Annotated in this window: 18 protein-coding genes; 16 read left to right on the top strand and 2 right to left on the bottom strand. The window is 42.1% G+C overall.

Annotated elements, in window-relative coordinates; translation table 11 throughout:
• The first annotated feature begins 48 nt into the window (after positions 1–48).
• The 3 genes from DEO27_RS11995 to DEO27_RS11985 all read left to right on the top strand — a co-directional run bounded on the left by DEO27_RS11995 (position 49) and on the right by DEO27_RS11985 (position 6176).
• Complete coding sequence (locus tag DEO27_RS11995; protein WP_112565908.1) at positions 49–3051, top strand: PQQ-binding-like beta-propeller repeat protein; 3003 nt, start codon at positions 49–51, stop codon at positions 3049–3051.
• 162 nt (positions 3052–3213) lie between these two features.
• Complete coding sequence (locus DEO27_RS11990) at positions 3214–3555, top strand: HopJ type III effector protein (protein WP_112565911.1); 342 nt, start codon at positions 3214–3216, stop codon at positions 3553–3555.
• 167 nt (positions 3556–3722) lie between these two features.
• The gene (locus tag DEO27_RS11985) at positions 3723–6176 is read left to right on the top strand and encodes a bifunctional YncE family protein/alkaline phosphatase family protein (protein ID WP_112565914.1); all 2454 of its coding nucleotides are present in this window, start codon (positions 3723–3725) and stop codon (positions 6174–6176) included.
• A gap of 15 nt (positions 6177–6191) precedes the next feature.
• Here the strand turns inward: DEO27_RS11985 and DEO27_RS11980 are convergent, their stop codons facing one another.
• Complete coding sequence (locus DEO27_RS11980; RefSeq protein WP_112565917.1) at positions 6192–6890, bottom strand: Crp/Fnr family transcriptional regulator; 699 nt, start codon at positions 6888–6890, stop codon at positions 6192–6194.
• 238 nt (positions 6891–7128) lie between these two features.
• On the opposite strand from DEO27_RS11980, the gene DEO27_RS11975 reads away from it, so the two are divergent.
• Positions 7129–9009, top strand: coding sequence for a chloride channel protein (locus DEO27_RS11975; RefSeq protein WP_112565920.1), 1881 nt, complete (start codon positions 7129–7131; stop codon positions 9007–9009).
• Positions 9010–9075: 66 nt separating this feature from the next.
• Complete coding sequence (locus DEO27_RS11970; RefSeq protein ID WP_112565923.1) at positions 9076–9315, top strand: hypothetical protein; 240 nt, start codon at positions 9076–9078, stop codon at positions 9313–9315.
• 106 nt (positions 9316–9421) lie between these two features.
• Here DEO27_RS11970 and DEO27_RS11965 read toward each other — a convergent pair whose 3' ends face one another.
• Positions 9422–10198 carry an SDR family oxidoreductase gene (locus tag DEO27_RS11965; protein ID WP_112565926.1) on the bottom strand — a complete coding sequence of 259 codons (777 nt, stop codon included), beginning with the start codon at positions 10196–10198 and terminating at the stop codon, positions 9422–9424.
• Between the two features lie 298 nt (positions 10199–10496).
• Here DEO27_RS11965 and DEO27_RS11960 point away from each other — a divergent pair, with 298 nt between their 5' ends.
• The 11 genes from DEO27_RS11960 (at position 10497) to DEO27_RS11910 (ending at position 26595) form a co-directional block, all read left to right on the top strand.
• Complete coding sequence (locus DEO27_RS11960) at positions 10497–11378, top strand: PIG-L deacetylase family protein (protein ID WP_146749945.1); 882 nt, start codon at positions 10497–10499, stop codon at positions 11376–11378.
• Between the two features lie 136 nt (positions 11379–11514).
• A complete protein-coding gene (locus DEO27_RS11955; protein ID WP_223818230.1) occupies positions 11515–12384 on the top strand; it encodes a helix-turn-helix domain-containing protein in 870 nt (289 codons plus the stop codon).
• Between the two features lie 112 nt (positions 12385–12496).
• Positions 12497–13840: an amidohydrolase gene (locus DEO27_RS11950; RefSeq protein WP_112565932.1), complete on the top strand. Its 1344-nt coding sequence runs from the start codon at positions 12497–12499 to the stop codon at positions 13838–13840.
• 49 nt (positions 13841–13889) lie between these two features.
• Entirely contained in the window at positions 13890–15149 is a 1260-nt protein-coding gene (locus DEO27_RS11945) for an amidohydrolase (RefSeq protein WP_112566917.1), read from the top strand.
• A gap of 298 nt (positions 15150–15447) precedes the next feature.
• Complete coding sequence (locus tag DEO27_RS11940; protein WP_112565935.1) at positions 15448–17463, top strand: enterotoxin; 2016 nt, start codon at positions 15448–15450, stop codon at positions 17461–17463.
• Positions 17464–17567: 104 nt separating this feature from the next.
• Positions 17568–18653 (top strand): substrate-binding domain-containing protein, encoded by a 1086-nt coding sequence (locus DEO27_RS11935; RefSeq protein ID WP_112565938.1) that lies wholly within the window; start codon positions 17568–17570, stop codon positions 18651–18653.
• Between the two features lie 334 nt (positions 18654–18987).
• Positions 18988–20094, top strand: a complete 1107-nt coding sequence (locus DEO27_RS11930) for a phosphotransferase enzyme family protein (RefSeq protein ID WP_112565941.1) — start codon at positions 18988–18990, stop codon at positions 20092–20094.
• A 17-nt stretch (positions 20095–20111) separates the two neighbouring features.
• Positions 20112–20762, top strand: a complete 651-nt coding sequence (locus DEO27_RS11925; RefSeq protein WP_112565944.1) for a carbohydrate-binding family 9-like protein — start codon at positions 20112–20114, stop codon at positions 20760–20762.
• A gap of 367 nt (positions 20763–21129) precedes the next feature.
• The gene (locus DEO27_RS11920; RefSeq protein WP_112565947.1) at positions 21130–21720 is read left to right on the top strand and encodes an RNA polymerase sigma-70 factor; all 591 of its coding nucleotides are present in this window, start codon (positions 21130–21132) and stop codon (positions 21718–21720) included.
• Between the two features lie 157 nt (positions 21721–21877).
• Positions 21878–23047 carry a FecR family protein gene (locus DEO27_RS11915; protein ID WP_112565950.1) on the top strand — a complete coding sequence of 390 codons (1170 nt, stop codon included), beginning with the start codon at positions 21878–21880 and terminating at the stop codon, positions 23045–23047.
• 197 nt (positions 23048–23244) lie between these two features.
• Positions 23245–26595, top strand: a complete 3351-nt coding sequence (locus DEO27_RS11910; protein ID WP_223818229.1) for a TonB-dependent receptor — start codon at positions 23245–23247, stop codon at positions 26593–26595.
• Positions 26596–26629: the final 34 nt, after the last annotated feature.

Here is a 26629-nt window from a genome sequence, read left to right as displayed (position 1 = left end):
TAAATAGTGTTGTTACAGAGCTGTTTAGTTAGTTTACATATCGGTTTTATGAAAAAGAATAGTACCTGCCGTTGCCTTGTTACTTTATTCACCGCATCAATTTTTATACTAATAGCACAACGCTCTTTTGCCCAGGCAAGTTTTACTTTTAAACTTGATGGCACAGCAAAAACCAGTGCAGGGGTATATACAAAAGATGGAACCCTGGTACGAACACTGTGGAGCGGAGTAACCTACAATGCCGGTACACAGCAATACAACTGGGATGGCCTTAATGACGATGGTGTTGCTGTAGCAAATGATGCCTATGTGGCTAAAGTATTATCGAACAACGTGCGATATAAATGGGAAGGTGTAATCGGCAATACATCAGATTTGTTTAGTGGTTCATCGGTACACCATGCTATTGAACGTATGTACGGTATGGCCATCAGCGGTAATAATGCCTATTTCGCGGTTGGGTACAATGAGCAAAACGGTAGCAGCTTTAGGTTTAGCACAAGTACTCCTCAAAAAAAAATAGCCATACTTGGTAAAGGATTGTCTGCAAAATATGTGGCTACGGATGGTGTAAATGTTTATTGGGCGGCCAACGATGCAGCCGTTGTTAATAACTGGATGGTGTTTGGCACCAAAGTAGCCGGAGATGCTGAAGTTAGTTTTACCAAAGGTAAAACTCAAGGTACAAAATACGGCCGAAGTTATAAAAGCGTCATAGATTTATTAAATAATGATAAATCTGAAATTTCAGGCCTGGCGGTTCAAAAGCGTGGCAAATACCTTTTTGTAGCACATAAAAAACTCAACGAATTACATGTACTTGATAAAACAACGGGTGCCCTTGTGCAAAGGCAATCATTTGATAGCCCTTTAGGTATTACGGCGGATGATGCCGGGCATATCTGGCTCATCTACTCAAAAAATAGCAAGCGGATCATAGAGAAATTTACCGTAGGGGCTGATGGGAAATTGGCTTCATTGCACATATTGCCAGCAAGTTTACTTTATCCTATGGCGTCGGCCGTGAGCCCGGATGGTAAAACCCTTGTTGTTGCAGATGGTGGGGATAGTCAGCAGTTAAAAGCATATAAGGCTGATAATGGTTCGTTATTGTGGACATATGGTACAGCCGGCGGGTACAAGACTGATCCTAACGTGCGTAATGAAAAGTTTTATTTCAATGAAGCCAAAGGCCCCGGTACTTTTATCGCATTCCAGCCTGATGGCAGTTTCTGGGTAGAGGACGCCGGCAATTTACGGGCACAACATTTTGCTGCCGACAGAAAGTTTATTGACCGTATCATGTACCTGCAAACATCTTATAGCTCTTTTGTTGACGGCAATGATCCCACGCGCGTGTTTTCTGATTATCTTGAATTTAAGGTAGATTATAGCAAGCCCCTGGCCCCCAATAACGGATCATGGCAGTTGGTACGCAACTGGGGATATGGCATACCTTCGGAATATGATGATAAATATAACAGGCTTAGGGGAGTTGCAACATTGAGCAACGGCAGAACATATGCCGTGCTGCAACAAAGGGTTAGCTCGCTCATAAGCTGGAAAGTAGTTGAATTGCCTAAAACCGGGCCATTAAGAATAACCGGAGCCAATTTTCCTAACGATAATACGCAATTATATCCTGATGGCTCGTTGCGTAAGGTTTCTACATTTAGGGCGGGGGTACCAACAGTTTTTACCAAAAAAGAACTTGTAAAATTTGCGGCCAATAATGATCCTGTTTGGGGCCCCGAAAGTATTATCGCCCAAACCCAACCTGCTTTGCCCGCAGACCCAGGTTTTCGTGGTGATAATACGTTATTAAGGTCGGGGGAAATTACATCATCCGGGATAGTAACAGTATTTGACGGTACCATTGCTGATAGCTGGCACCTGGGCGGAATAAAAGTTGGTGGAAATAAACTGCTTTGGCGAACCGCTATGAGCACAATAAAAGAGTATAGCGGTCCTTTTCCTGCTAACGGGGATTTTGATATTGGTAACCATACTAATAACGCAGGGTGTGTAGGGATTGCAAATGGCCGCAGCGTTTTTTGGGGATATCACGGCGAATTTTGGAAAAACAGCCAGGTGAACAAATGGACACAAGTTTACGACAACGGGTTATTTGTAGGCCAGTTTGGCACCACCGGTCCTGAAACCGCGAACGTTGAAGCGGCAGCTGAGATGGCCGGCAACGGTTTTTCAGCCTCGGTGGTAAAATTGCCCAACGGCGATACTTATCTATACCATAATGATGAAAGCGTTCACGGGGGCGTTCATCGTTGGAAAATCGATGGCTTATCAACCATAAAAGAACAAATAATCCCGATTGATTTAACTGCTAAAGCCCTCGTCGCAGAAAAGCCTGTAACTTCATCGGCTATTCAATTGATGGAGAAGCTTCCGTTTAACAGTGTTCTTGAAAATAACAAGTACGGATGGACGAGGAACCCGGCACGGGATGATAATACAAGTAAGTATACGCAATGGTGGACTGTACATACCAATGTCAAAACCTACCGTAAAATCAATCCTGATATTTACATCGAATATAGCCAGCAAAATAAGCAGGCGATTTTAAATCGGGATTTTAATCAGCAATCTAATTTATTTTCCTGGACATTATCGGGCATTATTGATTTTACCCAAAGTTGTGTTAACGTTGGGCCCAGCTATACTTTTGATGAAAAAAATGGCGTTCATCTCCAGGTGTTGGACAAGAACAAAAAAGTAATTGCTAAGGTGTTTTTAATATCGGCCTATTACCGTGGTGATGTAAGTTTAGTGGTAAACGGAACAGCTATTTACACATTTAAATATGATAGCTTAATGTCCCTGACAGACAATTGGCAACCAATTACCTTAAAAATGGCTAATGGCAGGTTACAGATTGCTTATGCCAATAACAAGTCATTTGAAATTAAAGGCCTGAATAATGCGGACATTAAAAGTCCGGCGTCTATAAAGTTAGTTTGTTCATCGCTAACAAAAAAAGGAAATTACAGTTTGGGCTTAGACGCCTGGAAGTTTGAAAAGAAATGGCCTTAACGGTTTTAAACGACAAGGGGGATTTATTGCTTTAATCTTTTATGATAAAAAAATTAAAGATGCGTTTGCCCTGTAGCATAACGGGACTTATGTTATAGTATAAAGCTTCGGTATTGTGCAGATAACAGTTTTTAAATTCTATTTTCGCAAAAAATACAAAGGATGAAAGAACAACTCTCAGATCTGCTTAATGCTTTAAAACAAGGCACTGTTCCATTTAATGAAGTTATCGCGTTTATAGAAACTTATTATACACATCGGCCAACAGCATTTAAAAACGGCGAGGCTTATAACGAAGCCACGCAAAACCAGGGTAGCGCGAAGGTTTTTACTTTTGCCCAACTTAATGAACTATCTGCAAAAGATACCCTTTACTTATTTGCAGAACACTACAAGGCTGTATTAGCCACTCCAAATGCTACAGACCATCAAAACATTCGTCAGTTTATTGCTCATGGCTGGGCGGGGATTGTTTTTGAAGGCGAGGCCTTGACCTTGAAATAATAACAGGTACTAATTTGTTACAATAGGAGTGATCATCTGTTCCTTGACTTAATAGTATATTAACACTGATGGGCTACTTTTACCGGCGCATCAGTTGTTTTATGCTGCCAGATCTGAGTAGTAGTCTGGAATTTTTGAGGGCGAGGCAATTGAAAAACAATTTTCTCATGAAAACTCTATCGAATAAAATTCTTTGCCTGGCATTTCTGTTGCTTACTTGTAATAAATTTGTGCATGCACAAGATCTCGCCACTATTGAAAGCAAAAGGGTAAAACTGCCTAACGGGTGGTCGTTAACGCCGGTTGGTAAAAGCCTGCCCCTGGGCGATTTGCCATTAAATATCGCCATAAGTAAAAGCCACCATTACGCCGCCGTTACCAATAACGGACAAAGCGTGCAAACCATCCAGTTGTTGGATGCCCATACAGATCGCGAACTTGATAAAGTATTGATTAGCAAAGCCTGGGGCGGCCTGGTGTTCAGTGCCGATGAGCGGTCGCTTTATGCATCGGGAGGCGATAATAACTGGATTGTTCGCTATGCCATTAATAACGATAAACTGATAGCCGCCGATACTATCAAGCTGGGCGAAGCCTGGAGCAAAAAGCCAAACTCTGCATCTATTTCTCCTACGGGTTTGGCGCTTGATGATAAGCGCGGTATTTTGTATGTGGTTACCAAGCTGGATAACAGCCTGTATCTTATCAATCTTAAAACAAAAAGCATTCGTCAGCAGATTAAACTGGGCACCGAAGCTTATACCTGTCTGCTATCGCCAGATATGTCAAAGCTGTACATCAGTCTTTGGGGAGGCGATAAAGTAGCCATATTTGATACCAAAGAAAATAAACTGCTTGATCCCATTGCAGTTGGCGATAACCCTAATGATCTGTGTGTATCCCGGAACGGAAAATACCTATACGTAGCCAACGCCAATGACAATACCGTATCTGTAATTGATACGCGCAAGGCTAAAGTACTTGAAACTTTAAACACGGCAGTGTCGCCTACACCATTAAGCGGAACTACCAGCAACTCTGTGGCGCTAAGCAAGGACGGCAAAGCTTTATACATTGCCAATGCCGATAATAATTGCCTTGCAGTATTTGATGTAACAAAGCCGGGGTCAAGCCAGTCGCGCGGTTTTGTGCCAACAGGCTGGTATCCAAGCGTTGTACGCGTTATAGATGACAAGTTGTATGTAGCTAATGCAAAAGGTTTTTCATCATTGCCAAATCCGCATGGGCCAAATCCAGCTGCAAAAAACCAAACGGTTGTACTGCACGGCGGCGACCCTTTTCGTCCGTCTCGTACCGAATATATAGGTGGCGGTTTGTTGATGGGCACCCTGAGCATCATTCCAGCACCAACAGAAAAAGAGCTTTCTGTTTACTCGCAAGCCGTAGTTCATAATACACCTTATCATCGTGAGCAGGAAACAGGTGCAGATGGCGAAGCCGGCAACCCCATACCGGCAAAAGTTGGAGCCGCATCACCTATCAAATATGTATTTTACATCATCCAGGAAAACCGGACGTATGACCAGGTATTATCTGACATGCCTAAAGGCAACGGCGATACAAGCTTGCTGTTATTCGGAAAACGCGTAACGCCTAACCACCATGCCCTTGCCGAAAATTTTGTATTGCTGGATAATTTTTATGTAGATGGAGAAGTTAGTGCCGACGGGCATAACTGGAGCCTGGGTGCTTATGCTACCGACTATATGGAAAAAAACTGGCCAACCAGTTATGGTAACCGTGGTCCGGGGGCTGTTGGTCTTACAGCTAAAAATAAATTGTACATCTGGGATCAGGCCAATCGTTTTAACGTAAGTTACCGCACTTATGGTGAGTTTATTAATGCCGATAATACTCCGCAGATACCTGTGCTAAAAGACCATTTTACTAAAGCATATCCAACCCGCGATTTGCGCGATCCTGATACCCTGCGTTACAGTGCCTGGGAACATGATTTTGATTCATTAATGCACAATAACGCGGTGCCACGTCTTAATACCGTACGTATGCTTTCTGACCATACCGAAGGTACTACTGCCGGCAGGCCTACGCCTTTTGCCCACGTGGCCGATAATGACCTTGCCGTGGGTAAACTGGTAGAGCATATCAGCAAAAGCCCGATATGGGAAAACAGCGTGATCTTTATATTGGAAGATGACGCCCAAAACGGCCCCGATCACGTAGATGCGCACCGTTCACCTGCATATATTGCCGGTGGCTTCGTAAAACGCAATTTTGTAGATCACACCATGTACTCTACATCATCCGTGCTTCGTACCATAGAGCTTATTCTCGGTTTGCCGCCTATGACGCAATATGATGCTTCGGCTAACGCGATGTGGCGCTGTTTCGATAAAAAATCAGATGCTACACCTTTTAAAAGCTTTCCTTCAAACATCAACCTTAATGAGCTTAACCCTAAAGGCACCAAGCTTGCTGCAATGGCCAAAGGACTCGATTTTACGGGCGTGGACCGTGTGCCCGATGAGATCATGAACACGATGATCTGGAAAGCCATTAAAGGAGAGTATGCCCCGGTACCTACTCCGGTACGCGCTGCTTTTGTAAAAGCAGTTCAGAAAGCCGACGATGACGATTAAGCTTTATTAATAATGTTATAGCTGGACTTTATCAATTGTCATGGCCTTAAGTTCGGCTTCATTCAGCAGCTTGATACTCTTCCCATTTGTCGCGATCAGGCTGCTGTTCTGAAACTCGTTCATTACTTTAAACAGAGTTTCGTAGGCGACTGCCGCGAACGAGGAAAGGTCCTGCCGGGATAGTTCAATGTCGATGTAGCCATCTTCGGTAGTGCCGAATTGTTTTTTAAGGTTTAACAAAGCAAGTGCAATTCTTTCTTTAACAGGCATATGCACCAGGTTTCGCATCCTTTTTTCAGATTCCTGCAATTCGTTGGCGAATAGTTTCATCAACGAGTAGGTGAGTTTCGGGTTAACGTTTAAACTCGATTCAAAAAAAGCGAGATCGACGGAACAGATCACCGAGTTTTCAAGGGCGGTTGTAGTTACCGGGTATACGGGTTCATTGCCGAGGCCCATATGACCGAGTATATCACCGGGTTTGGCAAACCGTATAATCAGTTCCTTTTCGGCATCCCAGCGTTTGTGTGTTTTTATTTTACCGGAGTAAACAAAATAGATCCGCGTAACAGGTTCTCCTTCAATAAAAATGTGCTGCCCTTTTTTTACTTCGTAATTCTTTTTGTGTGAAGTTATTGCTATAGCCCAATCTTTAGAGCAATGGTTGCATAAGTAACAATTGCTTACATCACATTTACCTTTTATTTCCTTCATGCTCTCGTTTGGATAAATATCCGCAATAATAACCAAGTAACGCAGCACTTAAACAGCACCATGGTTCAGGTCCAGTTTAATCCACAGCGTGCAAAAATCTAAAAAAAATCAAAAGACATTGTTTTGATGATTTTATATTGTTTATGCAATTATAAATAACTAATTTTGTATTGTAAAATTAATAATTATATTGTTTAAGCAATATTTTAACTCTTAAAATCGACGCTCTGATTTTCTCATGAAAAAAAACATTCTTTCTAATGCCATTCCAATTGCTCCTCTGCTAAACGAAATAGGCGAAAACGAAAGCGATACCAAAGTAATTACTTATAAAAAAGCACGACTTATCCGGATTTCTGTATACGCTGTTGCGGTAGCTTTCTGTATCAGTCTTATTGCCAAGGTGCTTATTTCTTTGATCAACTTAGTAACCAATATCTCTTTCTATGGAAATCTTGATTTGCGGTTTCACAGTCCGGCCGGCAATCATTTAGGTTTATGGGTGATTATAATTCCGGCTATAGGTGGTATACTGGTAGGATTAATGGCCCTATACGGCTCAAAAGCGATCAGGGGGCACGGTATTCCCGAAGCCATGGAACAGATCCTGGTAAATGAAAGTAATATCAAACCTTCCATTACTTTTCTGAAGCCGATCTCATCTGCCATAGCGATAGGAACAGGCGGCCCTTTCGGTGCTGAAGGTCCAATCATCGCGACCGGTGGTGCTTTGGGTTCAACTTTAGGTCAACTTTTTAAGATCACTTCTAACGAACGTAAAATTATCCTTGCTGCAGGTGCAACGGCTGGCATGTCTGCCATATTCGGTACGCCGATAGCCGCGGTTTTTTTAGCTATTGAACTATTACTTTTTGAGTTTTCGCCACGTGCTATATTGCCGGTAGCTTTAGCCTGTATAACCGGAGCGGCAGGGCACCATCTTTTATTTGAATCGGGCCCGGTATTTACCATGCCGGAGCTTGCTATACCTTCCAATACCGCCCTGGGCATTTACAGCTTTATGGGGATTGTAATTGGGTTTATGTCTATCGGCATTACTAAAATTGTTTACTTTATAGAAGATAGTTTTGAAAAGCTACCTATACATTGGATGTGGTGGCCCGCTATTGGCGGTCTTGCTGTGGGTATTATAGGTTATTTTGCGCCACATACACTTGGCGTAGGCTATGATAACATCACCGGTGTGCTTTCGGGCACGTGGTCTATCCGCTTAATTGCTATGCTGTGCTTTTTTAAGTTTCTATCCTGGGCTATAGCATTGGGTAGTGGCACATCGGGTGGTACACTGGCTCCGCTTTTAACCATTGGCGGCGCTGCCGGTGCGCTTATTGGTTCGGGGATACTGCTGGTTTTTCCTGATTCGGGTATTACAATACCATTGGCTGCATTAATTGGTATGTCGGCTATGTTTGCGGGCGCGTCAAGGGCATACCTTACCAGTATAGTTTTTGCCCTGGAGGCCACAATGCAGTCACATGCATTACTTCCTTTGCTTGGCGCCTGTACAGCTGCCTACCTGGTATCTTTCTTTTTAATGGAGAATACCATCATGACAGAGAAAATAGCCAGGAGGGGAGTGTTTACACCCGATTCGTTTGAACCTGATGTTTTACAGAAAATGAGCGTAGGGCAGGTGATTAGCGAAGAAGGCATAGTTATTAATGATAAAAGCACGGTAAGCGAGGTACGCAAGTGGTTAGGTAATAACGTAACTGACGATAATTACCTGATCCTGGTTGATGACCAGGGCGCTTATGCCGGTACAATACAGATCACCGCTGTTTATCAGGATAAGTTATCGCCTGAAACTTTATTAAAGCAGATAGTTAAGCAACAGCCCGCTTATTTCATTAGCACTAAAGATAGCTTGCGGAAAGCTTTGGAAACCATGTCAAAAACGGGGGCGGATGTATTGCCTATTTCATCCGCAGGAAGCAATCGTAGTTTGGTTGGGGTGTTATCCTATAAAGATATTGTAAAAGCTTACCAGATCCAGATGGATGCCGATGATAACACCCATGTGAAAATATCATTGAAAAGACAACGCATCAAAATGCCTGCAAACGGGAAGGAATTGACTGGCGTTAACGACAAATAAAAATTTCGCCCAGCTCGGCATACAATTGATTAAAAACAAAATTCATCATTACCATAATTTATCATCATGAGAAAGTTCAGTATCATATTAGCTATAATTGGCTTGGCTCTTTTTGTTGTTCCAAATTTCTTTTACCATAGTACGGTTAATGCCGTAGATAGCAGCGGTTCGATGGAGATCATCACTTACCCTGATGGTACCTGGACTAATAAATTGCCTGTGTTTTTTGGCGCGGCAATCGTTGGCATTGCCGGAGTATTTTATGTTGCCGGACAACCTGATAAGAAAAAGAATCCAGCGTTATAATAAAACCCCGATAGGGAAAGGTCATCATTGCCCGATTATCAGCAATAAAAAAGGGAGGAAAGTACACTATACTTTTCTCCCTTTTTTTGGTTTTTACGGAATAATTTTAGAGAATAGCGCGGCTTGCACCCCCGTCTATCTGTATGGTTGTTCCGCTGATGTAGGCAGCCGGGGTAGATGAAAGAAACGCCACTAATGCCGCGAATTCTTCCGGCTTACCGATACGGCCAAGTGGGATACTTTTTGTTTTCTCTTTAATGGCTTCTTCAGGATCTACATCTTGGGGTAGCGTGTGCTTGATCCGGTCTGTAAGGATAAGGCCTGGCGCGATATTATTAACGCTGATGCCGTAAGGTCCCAATTCGTCGGCCAGCATTTTTGCCATACCAACCACGCCCATGCGCATCGCGGTTGATAGTACCGAGTTTGTTAATACCGATTTAACCGACCCACTAACGATATTAATAATGCGGCCGCTGCCGGTAGTTTTCATAAATGGCAATACTAATCTTGATGTCCTGACGAAACTAAGCATATTTTGTTCAAATGCCTGCTGCCATTGCATATCATCAAAGCCTTCAAATTTTCCAAAGGGAGGTCCGCCGGCATTGTTCACTAAAATATCTATGTGTCCATATAGGCTTCCGGCATTATTGATAAAAGACGCCAATTGTTCGCTGTTATTAACATCAACCTGCAGGCAAGCCACTTCATTTCCTGTTTGCTGCCGGATCTCTTCGGCTGCCGAATTCAGTTCGGCCAGGTTCCGTGAGCCTATAATGACTTTTGCGCCTTCAGCCGATAGAGCCAGTGCCGAAGCCTTTCCGAGGCCCTTGCTTGCCGCCAGTACTACGGCTACTTTTTGATCTAATCCCAGGTTCATAAGTAAGTATTAAAAGGTAAATGAATTTCCAATGGCTCATCTGTCAGCACATTGTGATTGCCCCGGCAAGTTATATCAAATTTGGAAATTAACGTTTCGTCAGGTCCGGAAAAAATGCTATAAACTATTGTTTTTGATTCTTTAGACAAAAAAGAGATGCCAGAGCATTGAATTTTAGAAGATAGTTATAAAAAATACAATTATCGGAATAACGAACACAATCTCGCATAATGCTGAAAACTTAGATTTGTTTCATCCAACAAACCTGTTGAGTTCAACCACTTATAAACCTAAAATTATGCGATTATTACTCTTGTCCTTTTTTATCACTGTTTTTTTCGTGAGCGCACAAGCGCAACAAACGCCACTTCGTGTCATGATGATCTTCGCACACCCAGATGAGGGCGAAGTGTACACCGGCGGTACCGCTGCATTATATACGCAGATGGGGCACCAGGTGAAATTTATGTCGCTCACTAACGGGGATAAAGGCCATTGGGTGGAAAAGCCCGAAGTATTGGCCAAGAGGCGTTACCAGGAGGCGATGAACTCTAAAAAAATTCTTAACCTGGCTGACTATGAAGTATTGAACTATCACGATCAGGGATTAAAGAACACCCCGGAATCGCGCGGAAAGGTGATCAAAAGCATTGAAGCATTTAAACCCGATGTTGTATTTACTTTTTACCCGGCACAGGGCGGTCATACCGATAACATGACAGCCGGGTACATTGTGCGTGATGCCGCGAAGGATCTGAAAATGGAAAAAATGCCTGTATTCCTGTATATCCGCGATTTTCATACACACAATTTTTCATACATCCCTGATTTTGCTTTCAGCATTGATAAAGTTTGGGAAACCAAACTTGCTGCATGCGGCGCACATAAAACGCAGGTGGAAGAAGCTATTCCGCATGGTATGGGGATTTTGGATGAAGTAAGAAAAGATCCGGCAAAGCAAAAGCAGTTAATTTATAATAATACCTACGCATACAGCAAAGTATTTCCATCATATGTTTATGCATTAGAGAAATGGAGCGGAAAGAAAGCCGTACCCGAGGTAAAATATGCCGAGGGATTTGAAATAGCTGAATTTGGCAGGCAGGTAACCGAAGTTGAACTGGTGAAACTTGTGCCGATGCTTAATGCTTCTTTGGCAGTTCCCGTCACAAAGGATTGATCCGAAGCTGTAAGTTTTTGGGCATTTGTTTATATCGGCTTGTTTTTATAAATTTCACAATCGGCGTTGGCCTGGAATTTGAATCCGGGTTACGGAAAGCGGAGTAAGCCGATGATTTTAACAATAACAGCCGATTGTGAACAAAATTGCCAAACATGAAACAGAAGCCCGGGTACCGATTATTGGGCTGGATGGCTTCCGCGAAGGGCAAACTGCGGGGCGTGAAGAGTTGTTGTTCAATGAAATTCATGGGGAAAGGCACATCGAGAAGCCCCATAAACATGACTTTTTTATTATCATGCTTTTTGATAAGGCTGAAGGTGTGCATACTATAGACTCGGTTGATTACACTATCAGTGATCGTCAGATCCATGTGCTTTTTCCGGGGCAAATGCATAAATGGTATATTGGCAGCAAAACCATAGCATACCAACTCATGGTTGAGCGTCCATTCTTTGAGCATTTTGCGCCGTTTTTCAGGTTCTCGTTTACCAATTATCAGAACCATCCGGTTATCGACCTTACGGAAGATGCCTGCGATCAGTTACGCTATGAATTTGATGCCATCAAAAAAGAACTGAGGAGAGATAGTTCGCTTGCTACCCTGATCACTGCCCGCGCGGGTACCATTGCGGCAATCGTGAGCAGAGAGGCCGAATATGCGTTTACTGAGTTTAAGGTATACCAGTCAAATCCAAGGTTGGCTAAATTCAATATGCTGATAGATGAATATTTTAAACAGCAGAAATTCGTAATGTTTTATGCTGAAAAACTTCATATATCCGCTAACTATCTTAATATCCTTTGTAAGAAACATTTGAAGATATCGGCAACAGAGCTCATTCATCAAAGGGTTTGCGTAGAAGCCAGGAGACTGCTCCAAAGCGGAGATCTTTCTATCAAGGAAATAGGCTTTGAGCTGGGCTTTACAGACAACGCCTATTTTTCCAATTTTTTTAAAAGTCAGACCGGGATGACGCCAACCGAATTCCGCGAGAAATTATAAATTTTACAAGCATTGGCAGGAATAGTTCACCGGCGACGGGCGGCTGGCTGCGTACTTTTGTGAAAGTTAAAGCGATTGCTTTTGCCAAAAAGTATGATAACCCGGAAGCCAAATGAACAGATCAAAACTATCCCGTAAAGAATTTATCCGAAACTCAGCATGGGCTCTCGCCGGTGCCACACTTATTCCCGGAATGCTATTTGCAGATGAGCGGGAAGAACGCACCGGATTGAACTCTTTGAACGTAAACACCGGCAAAAGTTTTACGCTTAAAAATGTGCGTTTAGAAACCGGTTTTGAATACGAGGATGGTGATATTGTGGCTACCAAGACCGGCATTTTTTCGATAGAAATAGCAAACGGCAAGATCAAAAAAGTCAGCACCGGTCAGCCCAGTGCAGATGCCATTGATGCAAAAGGGATGCTGATGTTGCCTTCCTTCAGGGATATGCATATCCATCTGGATAAAACTTTTTATGGTGATAAGTGGCAGGCCGTTCGGAGAAGAACCGGAGGTGTAAAGGGAATGATAGCGCTGGAGCAGGAGATACTGCCCGAAATGCTGAAAAATTCTACCTACAAGGCTGAGAAACTGATTGAGCTACTGCAATCAAAAGGGACCTCTTTCGCGCGGAGCCATGTCAATATAGAGCCTACTTCTAAACTGGATTCACTCAGGCATTTGCAAAAGGCCCTGGATAATAAAAAGAAGGGCTTTGGCGCAGAGTTAGTGGCCTTTCCGCAACACGGGGTGTTTTATACTGATACCGCTCCTTATTTGAAGGAAGCAGCCCAGGCCGGTGTCGATTTCATAGGGGGAGTAGATCCCTTTACCGTTGACGGCGCTATTGAAAAAACAATGGATTTTACAATTCAGCTGGCACTGGATCATCATAAAGGGATTGATATCCACCTGCATGAAACAGGCGAATCGGGATTAAAAACCGTTGAATACCTGATTAATAAAGTGAACGAAAACCCGGTACTGAAAGGGAAAACGTACCTGAGCCATTGCTTTGTACTAGGAAAACTTGACCAGGCGAAGCAAGAGGAAATGGCAGAGAAACTTGGTGCAGCGCAGATTGGGATCAATTCAACCATACCTTTCGGCGGCCTTATCATGCCCATTCCTATGTTGATCAAGCACCAGGTAAAAGTAATGACAGGGAACGACAGCATTGTTGATCATTGGAACACCTTCGGCACCGGAAGTGTGCTGTACAAGGCAAATATGGCGGCGCAGCTATACGGACATAACACAGAGTTTGGCCTGTCCCGGATGCTGGGCCTTGCAACAACCGGCCCATTGCCATTGGATGATAAAGGGCAGCAACAATGGCCTAAAGCAGGTAATGCTGCCGATTTTGTACTCGTTGATGCCAGTTGCTCAGCAGAGGCCGTCTCAAGGCTTTCCCCTGTAAAGTCCCTGGTTTACCAGGGAAACATTGTTTTCTAAAACAGGGATTGTCAACGGAATAAGTGTTAATATCAAAATTGTATTAAAAATGGTAAAAGCAAAATATGCCCTGCCTGTAACCGGCAGCTATATTTTAAAAAATATTCGCCTGGAAACCGGGTTTATTACAGACGAAAACGGCGCGAAAGAAACACGTACAGAACTATTCTGCATTGAAGTTAGCGAAGGGAAGATCACAAAGATATTTACCAATAACGCATCACTCCCGGGTGCTATAGATGCAAAAGGCTATCTGATGTTGCCTGCATTTAGTGATATGCATGTCCATTTGGACAAAACCCTATATGGCCTCCCATGGCAGGCCCACTCTCCAAAGAAAAGAAGTATTTTGGACATGATTGCCTACGAACAGGAGATTATTCCCGAGCTTCTTAAAACATCGACCGAGCGGGCCGGGCTTTTAATCGATCTGATGCAGGGCTATGGCACAACCTTTGCCCGCACACATTTCAATGTAGATACAACCTCCGGGCTCCGCTCTTTGGAAAATCTGCAAAAGGCATTGGATAACAAAAAAGGAAGCTTTAGCGCCGAACTGGTGGCCTTTCCGCAGCATGGATGTTTTTATACAGATTCGGCCCCTTTGCTAAAAGAGGCCGCACAATTGGATAGCGTCGCTTTTATCGGCGGAGTTGATCCGTTTGGAATAGACCGGAACATTGAAAAAGTATTGGACTTAACAGTACAGTTGGCGCTGGACAACAATAAAGGGATCGACATTCACCTGCACGATGGGGGCAAGGAAGGTCTTCGCACAATAGAGTACCTTGCCGAACAGGCGCTTAAAAACCAATCATTACAGGGGCGTACCTATGTTAGTCATGCTTTTGTGCTTGCCTCACTTCCGTTAAATGAGTTAGAACGTGTTGCGGAAAAATTAGCGGCGGCTAAGGTTGGTATCGTATCCTCTATTCCGTTTGGCAGACTGGTGATGCCTGTTCCCGCGCTGATGAAACATGGTGTAAACGTATTGGCGGGCAGCGACAATATACAGGATCACTGGAGTACATTCGGGACGGGTAATATGCTTCAAAAAGCCAACCTGATTGCTGATCTATATGGCTGGCGAACTGAATCCGACCTCTCAAGGACGTTGCGTTTTGCCACGCACAATGTTTTGCCCCTGGACAATGATGGAAATATGCAATGGTCAAAAGTAAATAACAGTGCCGAATTTGTGCTGGTTGATGCAAGCTGCTCGGCTGAAGCTGTATCACGGGTATCGCCTACCATGGCTTTTGCGCATGAGGCCAGATTGTATTGGAAAGAAACCGAAAAGGACGTTTAATAAACGGCTTAAGAGGACCCAGGTAGTAGCTTTTATAGATATAACCTGGTTTAATAATCTACCCCTGGCTGTTTTCTTCTGTTTCTTATCTATTAGCCGGTAAATCGATATGGTCAAAATTAAAACTTAAAAATGGTGCAAACGATTGTTTTAGCCAGCAAATCCATATTCACCTCAAATTTGACATCTATGAACAAACAATAGTTGCCAGGCAGTTTTTAATTACAAGCTATCCATTATTTTTGTGTGCGCACACACATTGATTGTTCAACTGCTTTTCCTTGTAATTTTATTAATAATGCTAAAAAAACTATTGTTTTTAATTTGCCTTAGTGTAGCAGGTACTGCTAAGGCTCAAGATATTTTTCTTGCAGGTGTAAAACCGGGTAAAGCCATCGCAATTGCAAATAATGGGTCTGTTATTTTAAAAAACAACTGCCTGTTTGTAAGGTGGCATACCGGCAAAAAGGCAGTTGCAATTGATGCATTTGTGGCAGGCCTTAAGCGGGTAGACTTAAAGGGCGCACCTATGTTCGAAATGGATTTAAAGGATGGTGTTGTGATTAATTCTGCTGATTTTGAATTGAGTAGCGCTTTGAAAGTTATTAATATAAAAGGAAATAACGAAAAGGTAAAACTTGTTCAAAGGGAAGACGGAAAAGAAATTTCCGCGGCCTTTTTGAACGTGAAATATGGTATCCGGGTAAAATGGTCTGCTATACTAAAAGATAACTCTAATTATATTAGACAGGTTTTTACATTCAGTAGTGTTGCCGATTCTTTGAGGATCACGAAACTAAAACTCGTAAAGCTCCCTGAAAAAACAGGAGTTACTACCTCGGGGATTGTTGATGGATCGCCAATAATATCAAAAGACTTCTTTTTTGCGCTTGAAAGTCCCATAAGTAAATACGAAGTAAAGAATGGTTGGGCCGATAGTTATATTGAATCGCAAGAGCCGGCGCGGGAGTTGATTTCATCAACTGTATGGGGTGTGGCCCCCGAAGGACAACTGCGAAGGGGATTTCTCTATTACCTGGAACGTGAACGGGCGGTGCCATACAGACAAATGCTTCATTATAACTCATGGTATGATTTATCATGGAATGATCGTAAGCTTAATGACACGGGCTGCCTTGATCGCATTCAAACTTTTGCAGATAGCCTTACCATAAAACGGCATATAGCTTTAAACTCATTTTTGTTTGATGATGGCTGGGATGATAATCAAACACTGTGGCAAATAAATAAAACGAATTTCCCTGTAGGTTTTAACAATATCAAAACTCTGGCTAAAAAGTATAACGCGTCGCTGGGCGTGTGGATGTCGCCCTGGGGCGGGTATGAGCAGCCTAAAGAACAGAGACTTCAATATGGGCGGAAGCAAAACCCTCCATTTGAAACAAATTCGCATGGGTTTTCTCTTTCGGGTGCTGTTTATTCAAAGCGTTTTAAAGATGCCGCGGCTAACTTTGTTAACAAATACGGTGTGTCGATGTTTAAATTCGATGGCGTTGGTGCCGGGGATAAGTTGACGGGGGCTACGGCTGATTACCAAACGGATATGGAATCGCTGCTCAAGATGGTGTCAAGCTTAAGGGAGGTAAAACCCGATCTTTATTTTAGCCTGACCATGGGTACCTGGCCGTCGCCTTTCTGGCTTCAATACGGTGACGCATTATGGAGAAACGGCTGGGATACAAATACTACGGGCGAAGGAAATAATAGGCAGCAATGGCTTAATTACCGTGATGGCGAAGTGTATGATAACATTGTACAGCGAGCGCCCCTTTATCCTTTAAGCTCCTTGATGTATCATGGGATTTGTATAGCCGATAATGGCGCACCAGCCAAATTTGAAATGAATGATAAAGATATCTCTGACGAGATCTGGTCGTTTTTTGGGTCTGGAACGAGTTTGCAGGAGTTATACATCAATCCCCATAAATTAAAGGCGGCTAACTGGAACTGCCTGGCCGCAGCTATAAAATGGGCTCGGGAAAATGCTGATATCATGCCCGATACACATTGGGTAGGTGGAGCGCCATCAAAAGGTGATGTTTATGGTTTCGCTTCATGGTCGCCTAAAAAGGCTATCCTCACCTTAAGAAATCCATCAAATACGGCTAAGAAATTTGTTATTGATATGCGTAAAGTTTTTGAATTGCCGCCAAATAGCAAAGCTGGTTACACGTTTTATAACGCTAAATCTGAAACTAAGCAATTGACTAACCCTTTATTTACGGGGGATGTTTATACCGTTACGCTTGAGCCTTTTGAAGTGTTGGTGTTTAATGCAAAACCAGCCCTTTGATTCTCTTCGTTTGATTTTGCCGGATAGGGCAAATTCAGGGTTGCGGCTGACGTAATGAAGTAAACTATTTTAATTTTGCTATCTTTTCCGGAAGAAGGGCCAATATGAAGAACAAAATTGTACGTATTAAGGATATCGCTGAGAAGGCAAAGGTTTCAACAGGCACAGTTGACAGGGTGCTGCATAAACGTGGACGGGTATCAAAAAAAGTAGAAGAGAGGATATTGAAGATCCTGGACGAGATGGATTACGAGCCCAACCTTATGGCAAGAGCCTTAGGTTCAAATAAAACCTATCAGATTGCCGCCTTGATACCTGATCACAAAAGTGATTCGTACTGGTACGCCCCCAAAGCAGGAATTGAAAAAGCTGAAAGAGATTTAAAGCAGTACGGCATTATAATTCAGCAATATGTATTTAATCCCTATGATGTTGAGTCATTTAAAACCTGTGCCACGCAATTAACAGACGATAGTCCGGACGGTATAATTTTATCTCCTATATTTTATAGAGAAACGCTGCCATTTTTTGAGAAATGGAAAAAGGCCAAAATTCCCTTTGTGTTATTTAATACGCAAATCGCAGAATGTGATCCGTTGTGCTATATAGGCCAGGACTCTTATCAGAGTGGTTTTTTGGCAGGTAAGCTTATTCATTATGGTCAGCCAGAGGCTTGCTCAGTTTTAATTGCCCATATTGATGAAGAGATTAGTAATGCAGCGCATCTCCTGAAAAAAGAACAGGGTTTTCGTAATTATTTTTCACAAAATAACCTGGAACATCAATATAAAATCCTGCGGATAGAGTTGAACAGGGCAAATGCGGCGTTATTTATACAGCAGTTGGATAACATCATTGATAGCACGCCAGACATAGCCAGCGTTTTTGTAACAACATCCAAAGCTCATGAAATTGCTAAATATTTCGAGCAGCGACGTATAAAGCATATCAAGATAATAGGGTATGACCTGCTTCCTCCAAATTTATATTTTCTTAATAAAGACAGCATTAATTTTTTGATCAACCAAAACCCGAAAGGGCAGGGATACTGGGGGATATATCAATTGACAGATCATCTTGTATTCAAAAAAGAAGTTCCTATCATCAAGTATCTGCCATTGGATATAATTACCAAAGAAAACGTAAACTACTACCTTGACGATGAAGACACAGTTTATTTAGATATTTAAATAACGGACCAGTTGTCAACCGGTTAAAATAGGTTCATCTATAAATACTAAATCGTATTCTTTTAAAATGATTATCAGGGAAGTTTAGGTGTCGATTGAGATAGTACCATTGACAATAAAAAATAATAAGCGCATTAAAAATGTGTGCGGACACACTTTTAATTTTATATTTGTGATAATTGGATTTTAAATTCATATGTGTTCGCATACATAATAGTAAATACATCAGCTTCCTGTTGATGAAAATGGATAGGTAATGTGTGATCAAACCAATATAACAGGCCAACTAAGTGATAAAGAATTTTACGAAGTAAAAGCGAACTAAAAACTTTATATGTCATATAACATATCCAAAATAGTAGCTAATTTTTGTATTCAGGGAAATATTGAAACTATTGTCCCATTTGGCTCAGGCCATATTAATGATACATTTCGCATAAAGGTAACGGAGCCGCAACTGTCAGGTTATCTGCTTCAGCGCATTAATCATCACGTATTTAAAAATGTGCCCGAATTGATGAATAATATACGGATGGTAACCGATCACCTCAGAATGAAATTGACTGACATTTCAGGCTCCGATCCGGCTAATGAAGTGCTTTCAATAGCTCGGGCGAAAAATGATGAACTATTTTTTCGTGATGCAGACGGTAACTACTGGCGGATGTATCAGTTTTTAAGAGATACTAAAAGTTACGACCAGGTGCTTACTGAGAAACAAGCTTATGAAGGCGGTTTGGCATTTGGAAAATTTCAACTCTTGTTGGCCGATTTGGACGCCAATTTGCTTTTTGAAACCATACCGGGTTTTCACAACATCACTATGCGGCTTGATAGCCTAAATAAGGTTGTTCTGGCCGATGTTAAAAACCGGGTTAAAGATGTATTACCTGAAATAACATTTGTAGTTGAGCGCGTTGGCAGGATGACCTCCATTTTGAATTTAGGGGCTGAAGGGAAATTACCATTACGAATTATACATAATGATACAAAATTCAATAATGTATTGCTTGATTTAAATGACCATGCACAGTGTGTGATAGACCTTGATACCGTAATGCCAGGCTATGTGGCCTATGATTTTGGCGATGCTATCCGGACTATAATAAATACGGGTTCTGAGGATGAAGGGGACCTTTCGAAAATTAACCTGAATATTCCGTTATTTAAAGCTTATGCTGAAGGGTATTTTAAAAGCGCTTGTCACTTTTTATCAGATATAGAAGTTGAAACGCTGGTGATGGGGGTATTACTGATCCCTTATATGCAAGGCGTACGTTTTCTTACCGATTATATAGAAGGCGATGTATATTATAAAACGCGCTTTGCAGCACATAATTTGCAGCGCGCCAGGGCTCAGTTTCAGTTGCTCAAAAAGCTGGAAGAGCAATATGCTACCCTCGGGCAAATCATTCAGAACGTTTCAAAAAATCACAGATAGTTACAATCCATACAAAAATGAAAGAATTAACAGTGCCATTTTTAGGGCTCATAAGCCAGGCAAGTCCTATCGCGCATGTATCGTATTTATTAGATAACCATGAAAAAAACCATATAGGAATGACGCCCTGGCCGGGTAATGGTTATAAACCGGACGTGCATTTTGCCATTGCATTTAGTAACGATAGTATTTTTATAAAATACTATGTAAGTGAAACGTCTGTAAGAGCAACCTACATGAAGCCGAATGAACCGGTTCATAAAGATAGTTGCGTTGAGTTTTTTGTATCCTTTGATGAGGGGAAAGGTTATTATAGTTTTGATTTTAACTGCGCAGGTACGTGTATGTTGAGTTATGGTACAAACAGGACAAATCGCAAACTGTTACCAGAGGCTGCAATCAGAACTATAAGGCATCATACCAATTTAAAACTGGTTGATGATAATAGAACGGGTGGTATAGGCTGGGACCTCACGCTGATGATACCCCTGGAGGTTTTCTGCAATCATTCTATTAAGTCGCTAAATGGTAAGCAATGCCGGGTTAATTTCTATAAATGCGGTGATGAACTACCCGAACCTCATTTTCTGGCCTGGAATAATATCAAATCCGAGGATTGCAACTTTCACTTACCGGAGTTTTTTGGAAAAATGATTTTTGAAAATTGATTGTTATATCGCATTGACTTTGCTGCAAATTGGATAACTAAAAATTGCCAAAGTTTTCTTGTGCCCTTAAAAATCAACTTACGTTTTTAATTAAATTATTTCCGCGCCGAATTTTATTTGCTGCTCGTTTTTATTTAACAGTTTTTTTGACTTTATTTACTAACGTTTGTTACTCAAAATTGCAAATCAGAGGCTCCAGCCAAAATATCATTTAAATCGGGTACGCTCCTAAATAATGATAATTGGTAAAAGGACTTTATTAATAATAAGGGGATCCGTGTAGTAACTGATTAACAATTTGGATAATGAATACAAGATTTTAAGATAAGAATACCCTCTTTGATTTGGCAATTAGTTATAATGCGGAATGAGTAGCCCGGAAGTTCAGCTATTGTCTGATGACAGACTTGCTGCGTTGATTCGAGAAAATGATCTTGTTGCCTTTGAACACATTTATAATAAATATTGGTCAAAGCTATATCTTTCGGCATACAACATACTCCGGGACCGCCAGGTATCTGAAGACATTACCCAGGAGGTTTTGGTAAACCTATGGATGAAGAGGGCCAACCTTCAGGTAACTACTTCTTTAAACGCTTATTTATATACCGCAGTTCGTTACCAGGTTTTCAATGTGCTGCGCTCGGGCAAGGTAAAGGCAGATCTGTTTAGCAGGCTGGAAGAACTTTTCAGTAACAATGGGGGTGAAGAGATCTTGTCGGAAAAAGAGATTAACCGTTTACTGGAACAGGGTGTTGCCGAATTACCCGAAAAATGCAGGCAAATATTTTTGATGAGCCGTAAAGAGCATTTATCTACTAAAGAGATTGCCGAACGCCTGGGTATTTCCCCTAAAACTGTCGAAAATCAATTAACCATAGCGCTTAACCGTTTGCGTAAAACATTGGGCGACTTTGTTTGCATGGCGCTGATCATGTTTTGTGGCCGGTGGTTTTGATATTTTTTGGCCCATTTTCAGGCCAGGTATAATCCTTCTACTGAATGCTCTTCTCTGAGCCCCCGAGTATTTGATGAATTGTTAAGCGGTAAAAAATATTAAAAATTTCTTTGGGGGTGTTGCATGTATTAAGGTACATAGATATAACAACAAACCTATGGACAAAGAATTATTACTGAATTTAATAAACAAATACCTTTCGAACCAGGCCACTGCCGGGGAAGAAAAGCTTTTATTAGACTATTACGACACGCTTCAAAAAAACGAACTGAAATGGGACGAGTTTTTAATGGGCGATGAAGACACCGTTAAAACAGAACTTTACGGTAAAGTATTACAGGAAATAAAAACACGCGAATCTGTATCAAAGAAGCCTGTTATACTAAGAATGCGCTGGTTTGTAGCGGCTTCTGTGGCGCTGTTCCTTGCTGCTTCAGCTATACTGGTTGTTTACTTAAAACGTAATGGCGCCCCTTCAAATAATAACCAGCAGGTAGCCGCTAAGCATATTATCGCTCCCGGCGGCAATAAAGCTACCTTAACTTTATCTAACGGATCAAAAATTACGCTTGATGACCTTGCAACAGGTCAACTGACCAAACAATCGGGCGTAACTATTACCAAAACCGGTAATGGCAAGTTGGTTTATACTATCGCGAATGATTCATCTAAGTCGCCCCAAGGTGCTCTGCAGTATAATACCATTGAAACACCTAAGGGCGGGCAATACCAGGTTAATTTACCAGATGGTTCAAAGGTTTGGTTAAACGCGGCATCTTCTCTTCGCTATCCAACAAATTTCAGTGGTGCTGTACGTAGGGTTGAGCTAACCGGCGAGGCCTATTTTGAAGTTGCGAAGAATCCCGCCAAACCATTTAAGGTTGTGAGCAACTCGCAGGAAGTAGAAGTTTTAGGCACGCATTTTAACATCAGTACTTATCCCGATGACGCTTCGGTAAAAACTACCTTGTTAGAAGGCTCTGTCAAAGTGCTATCCACTAAATTAAACCAATCAAAACTGCTTAAGCCTGGCGAGCAATCCAATATCACAGACAATTCAATCCATGTTCAGGCAGTTGATACGGATGACGTGGTAGCCTGGAAAAACGGCTATTTTATGTTTGTTGACGAGGACTTGAAAAGCATCATGAGCAAACTTTCCCGCTGGTATAACATCGATGTAGAATATACCGGTAGCGTTGATAATTTAAGATTTGGCGGGATGGTATCGCGTTCAAAAGATCTGGCTCAGGCATTGAAGATCATAGAACAAACCGGAAGCGTAAAAATTAAGATCGAAGGAAGGAGGGTTATCATTATGCCGTGATATTTTACTCCCGCATTAAGGTAACCTAAAAGTAAGCCGGAAGTGGTGGAACACTTCCGACTAAGCGTTAGGGCTTACCATGAAACTAAATTCGTAGTCCAATTTACACCTTAAACCCAAACAAGTTCAAATGTATGAAATGTTATGAAATAACATTATATGGGGTCCCCTGTATAAAAAATAAAGCTTTGTTGATTATGAAACTATCCATCATCTTATTGGTGGCAACCATACTTCAGGCAAGTGCTTCTGGTTACGCGCAAAAAATTACATTATCAGAAAAAAATACACCGTTAGAGAAGGTTCTCAAAAAAATAGGGGAACAAAGCGGATATGATTTTTTCTATAATTCAAAAGTAATTAAGGAGGCTAACCCGGTAAGTATCAATGTGCTGAATACTGACTTAGAAGAAGTGTTAAAACTGACATTTAAGGGGCAGCCGTTCATTTATAATATTGACGACAAAACGATCATCATCAAGCCCAAGCCTTTTGATATTCAGCCGCAAGCAATACCTGTTATAAAAATATCGGGGGTTGTAACCGACTCGAAGGGAGTTACTTTGCCCGGTGCCAGTGTGCGGATCAAAGGTTCTGACAAAGGTGTAATAACCGATAGTGACGGCCGGTTTACCATTGAAGCCAATGACAAAAGCGTACTTGTTATATCATTCGCGGGTTTCGTCTCTAAAGAGATTACTGTCACCGGGGCAACATCGTATTTGACGGTTCAGTTACTTGACGATACCAAGGGCATAAATGAAGTAGTAGTTGTAGGCTATGGCAAGCAAAAAAAGGTATCCATAACCGGTGCTGTTACTACGGTAAACGTAGCCGATATAACAACCCCAAACCGCTCCTTATCCAACGCGCTGGCCGGTAAGGTAGCCGGCGTTATATCCATGCAGCGCAGCGGTGAGCCGGGTTATGATAACGCCTCGTTTACCATCAGGGGCATTGGTACGTTTACAGGTAATGCAAATCCGCTTATTATTATAGATGGTGTACAGCGCGATGATGTGAATAGTACCTATGGAGGGGCTTATAATAACATCGATCCGGAAGATATTCAAAGTATCTCTCTGTTGAAGGACGCCTCGTCAACGGCAGTATACGGAGCCAAGGGTGCCAACGGTGTTTTGATCATCACTACTAAAAGAGGTGTTGTCGGCAAGCCTAAGATCTCTTTAAAAACAGAAACCTCGATGTCTGGCCTTACCAAAACGCCAAAAATGCTTGATGCAGTATCGTGGATGAGGCTGCATAACGAGGCAACAACAAATGATGGTAACCCGGCCGCATATTCCGAAGAAACTATTCAAAAAACAGCAAGCGGTTTAGACCCGTATCTGTATCCCAACGTAAACTGGATAAAATCTGTTTATAAAGATTGGGCGCCGGGCTACAACACTAACCTTAACGTAAGCGGTGGTGCACCATCGGTAAGGTACTATGTTTCAGCTTCTTTTTACGATCAGGAGGGAAGCTACAAGGTAACCAAACAAAATGGCTATAACCCTAACCTTAACTTTAAAAGATATGATTTCAGATCGAACCTGGATATCGATCTGAGCAAATCCACTTTATTAACAATGAACCTGGATGCCTTGCTGGTAAGCAGCCGTTACCCGGGTTTATCTGCCGGAAGTATCTGGTACGAATCGTATTTAACACCACCTAACGCCTTTCCAATACGATACCCGGGTGGCCAGTGGGCTGGTCCGTTTAATAACGGCGGCTCAAACCCGGTAAACGATATTCAAAACTCTGGTTATCACAATGAATTTCGGCCAACTGTTCAGTCGGTGTTTTCCATTAACCAGAAACTGGATGCCATAACCAATGGATTAAGTGCCATGGCAAGATTTTCATTTGATTCGTACAGCGAAAATGATAACCGCAGAACCGGCGTCAATGACCTTTACCTGGCTACTTCAAGAGATGCTGATGGCAATTTAGTACTGAGCCAGTCAAGGTACGGGAATCAGTTTTTAGGCTATTCGCAATCGTCATCTGCCGAAAAAACGATGTATCTCGAAACAAATATCAACTACGATCAATCATTCGGGAAGCACCATTTTGGAGGCTTGTTTTTGTATAACATGCGCTCGAGGGTACAGAGCTCGGCCGGCGACGTTGTTAGCTCCATTCCCTACAATAACCAGGGCTTTGCAGGTAGGGCTACTTATGCCTATGCCGATAGGTATTTATTTGAGGTTAACGCAGGTTACACAGGCTCAGAAAACTTTGAAGCCGGCAAAAAGTTTGGCTTTTTTCCTTCAGTTTCGGGCGGCTGGGTAATTTCAAGGGAACCTTTCTTTAAAAACCTTACCAGTACATTTAACCTGCTTAAAGTAAGAGGATCGCACGGTATGGTTGGTAACGACCAGATTGGTTCTAATTATGGTATAACAAGATTCCCCTATATCGGCCAATACGGCGCGGGTGGTTCGGTAGGCTTAGGTCTTAACGGAATTGTATTCAACGGTATAACCGAAAGCGTAATAGGAGTCGAAAACCTCACCTGGGAAAAAGCAACCAAAGACAACATCGGTTTAGAAATAGGTTTGTTTAATAAGTTAAACATCACTATTGATGCTTATAAAGAACGCAGGACTAATATCCTGGTTAAACGTAGTTCGCTATCAGGTATTTTGGGTGTTAGTGGCGCTGTATTTGCAAATCTCGGCGAAATGAATAACCGGGGTATTGAGGGCAATGTTGAATACAACGACAATTTTGGCAAAGTATCCCTTCGTTTGTACGGTAACTTAACTTACAACAACAATAAAGTTATTCAGCAGGACGAGCCTAAACAATTGTATTCGTACCAGCAGTCTACCGGCCGTAAATATGGCGACAACCTCATGTATATTGCCGAAGGATTATTTACGTCGCAGGAAGATGTAGATAAAAGCCCTTCACAATTTGGCGCGGTATTAAAGCCGGGTGACATTAAATACAAAGATGTAAACGGCGATGGTGTAATAAACAGCTTTGACAGGGTGTACACCGGTAAATCAGATATTCCGACGATATTATATGGCGCAGGATTTACGGTTGGCTATCATAATTTTGATCTCTCGCTCTTCTTCCAGGGTACTTCGAATGTTGTGATCATGGCTAACGGATCGGCTATAACAGGCTCGGGTGCAACCGGCGCGGGCATTGTGCCATTTACCGGTATGGGTACCTATCCATCTGGTATGCTGGCCAACCTGGAAAGCAGATGGACAGTTGAAAACCCAAGCCAAAATGTAGATTATCCGCGCCTGGGTATTTCAAACCAAAACAGCAATAACTACCAGCCAAGCACATGGTGGCTTAAAGATGGATCTTTTGTACGCTTAAAACAGGCAACATTAGGATATACACTTAAACCATTGGTTTTTACAAAAGCGGGCATCAGCTCTGTTTACCTGTACTTAACCGGGCAAAATTTGCTAACCTTCTCCAAATTTAAACTTTGGGACCCTGAACTTGGCTCAAACGGAGCCGGTTATCCGCCGGTAAGAATACTTGCGTTGGGATTAAGGGCCGCGTTTTAGAAATAAGGGAATTGAAATGATTTCAAAAGTATTT

This window comes from Mucilaginibacter rubeus, from assembly GCF_003286415.2.
Lineage (GTDB): Bacteria > Bacteroidota > Bacteroidia > Sphingobacteriales > Sphingobacteriaceae > Mucilaginibacter > Mucilaginibacter rubeus_A.
Note: the sequence above shows the minus strand (reverse complement) of the source record. Positions and strands in the feature narration are given on the sequence as shown.